General features: G+C 62.4%; 1 protein-coding gene and 1 pseudogene. Both read right to left on the bottom strand.

Going from position 1 to position 2175, the window contains the following annotated elements; genetic code table 11:
* Nucleotides 1-230 (bottom strand): annotated as a pseudogene (locus tag AC1DNF_RS35495) (hypothetical protein); the annotation flags it as partial.
* A gap of 461 nt (nucleotides 231-691) precedes the next feature.
* Nucleotides 692-1777: an IS630 family transposase gene (locus AC1DNF_RS35490; protein WP_478153598.1), complete on the bottom strand. Its 1086-nt coding sequence runs from the start codon at nucleotides 1775-1777 to the stop codon at nucleotides 692-694.
* Nucleotides 1778-2175: the final 398 nt, after the last annotated feature.

Genomic DNA, 2175 nt, shown 5'->3' with positions numbered 1-2175 from the left:
CAACTGCGCACCCGACACGCGGCAAGAACGCGCAACCCATTGCTGTGTGCCAGGAGCAGGTCTAGGACTACAAGGTCCCAGTTGTTAGGGTTCGACAGCAACCACAGGACGGCCGCGGCCTCCGTTGATGTGTGCCCAACCACTCGAAGACCCTCATGCCGTTCGAGCTGTTCAATCAGCGTCAGCCGGAAGGATTGGTCGGCTTCAATCACATAGGTTCGAAGCGTCATGTGAAATGGATCCGGGTGAAGTGAGCAGCGGGACCGCCGAGTTGTGGTGACGCGTTTCCTGCGCCCCTCGTCCGCATTGTCCCGGCCGTCGATTTGGTCGGATTGCGCCAGATCAACTCAGGCCGCAGCAGCAGGGGCGCCGCAGCGGACGCGGAGTGCCTGTTTTTGAGGCGTCGCGTGGGAAGGCCCCTCTGGAGCCGATCCCGGACGCTTCCCTCGCCGTTGTCCACAGGTCTATCCACGGGGCGAGTGGAGAAGTCAACCTTCCGGTGCTTTGAGCCCGCGGGTGGCTACGAGTCCGCACGTCCATCTTTGCAATCACGCGATTCGCGGCTCTCCTGCTGCGCGTCGGTCAACCCTTATGAAACTCGAACTTCGTCTTGCAGGCCTCACAGCGTGCCGCCCCCAGCTTACCGACGCTGATCAAGGGAACTAGTGTAGTGCGCCACTCAGATATGTACTTATCTCGTACTCCTTGCCAGCGCGGCCTTGGCTCGCTTGACCTTGGCCAAGATGTCGCTCGCGCTCTTGGTCCAGATGAAAGGCTTGGGATTGGCGTTGTGGTGGGCGACGTACAGATCGATCGCCAGTTCCAGTTCGGGCACGCTGGTGAAGCTGTCTCGCCGGATGCGGTTCTCCGAGATGTCGCGGAAGAAACGCTCGACCATGTTCAGCCACGACGCGCTGGTGGGCGTGAAGTGCATGACGAAGCGCGGGTGCTTGGCCAGCCAGGCCTGCACGTCGGGATGCGTGTGCGTGCCGTAGTTGTCCACGATCAGGTGCAACTGCAGGTGCTTGGGCGTCTTGCGCTGGATCAGGCGCAGGAACTGCAGCCACTCCGCGTGTCGGTGTTGCTGTTGGCACATCGAGATCACGGTGCCGTCCAGGGTGTTCAAGGCGGCGAACAGCGTGGTCGGGCCGTGGCGCTTGTAGTCGTGCGTGACGGTGCCGGCGCGGCCTTTCTTCATCGGCAAGCCCGGCTGGGTGCGGTTGAGCGCCTGGATCTGACTTTTCTCGTCGCAGCTGAGCACCAGGGCACGCTCGGGTGGATTCAGATACAGCCCCACGACGTCCAGCAGCTTGTCCTCGAAGCGCGGGTCGCGCGAGAGCTTGAAGCTGCTCTGGCGATGCGGCTTCAGGCCGTTGCGCTTCCACACGCGGCGAATCGTCGTCGGCCCCACGCCGAGCTGCGCGGCCAGCGTGCGCGTGCTCCAGTGCGTGGCAGCAATGGGCCTGTCATGCAGCGTCTTGTCCACGATGCTCGATTCAAACTCGGCGGTCGTCACGCTGGGGGTACGCCCGGGGCGCGGCGCGTCGTGCATCAGGGCCTCCACCCCGCCGTCCAGGAAGCGCTGGCGCCACAAGGCCACCTGGCGCCGATCCAGCTCGACCTCGGCGGCGATGTCCTTGTTCTGCCAGCCCTGAGCGGCCAACAACACGATCTTGGCACGTTGCTGCACACGTGCCTCGACGCGGCCTCGCCGCGCCAATGCCGTCAACTCTCGTTGAAGAGCAGCATCCAGTTCGATCCTTGGGGCAATGCGCATGACGACCTCCGTCAAGGTCGGAGTGTGCCGCATCAAATAAGTTCAACTATTTCGAGCGCGATACACTAGACGCCGAAGGCGACCATTAAGAAAGCATTTCGGGCAGGGCAGTGGTTCGCCGGGAAAGGCAACTGCGCAGTACCAGGTGCTCTCCCAGGCATTGATCAGATGCTGTGTGGCGCCCTGTTCGTTCAAGAAGCTTAGCAGTTCGTGGTGCAGGCCGTCCAGAGCCATGTCCATCTCCATTTGCTTGGGGCAGGAGGCACTATGCTCCTTTCCGAACTACGGCCTTGCGTCCAGCTTCTTGATCGCGGCGATGGATTCGTGCCGTGCCTCGATCAGCGCTTGCTCCTCGGACCGCGCGCCCGATTCACAGTTCTCGACCGGGTTTCGATCAT

The organism is Variovorax sp. 01T432 (assembly GCF_056398605.1).
This window is presented reverse-complemented; position numbering and strand designations above follow the sequence as displayed.

What these genes read in the sequence shown, in the direction of transcription:
- AC1DNF_RS35490 (WP_478153598.1), bottom strand. Translation starts at nt 1,777, where the DNA reads ATGCGCATTGCCCCAAGGATCGAACTGGATGCTGCTCTTCAACGAGAG.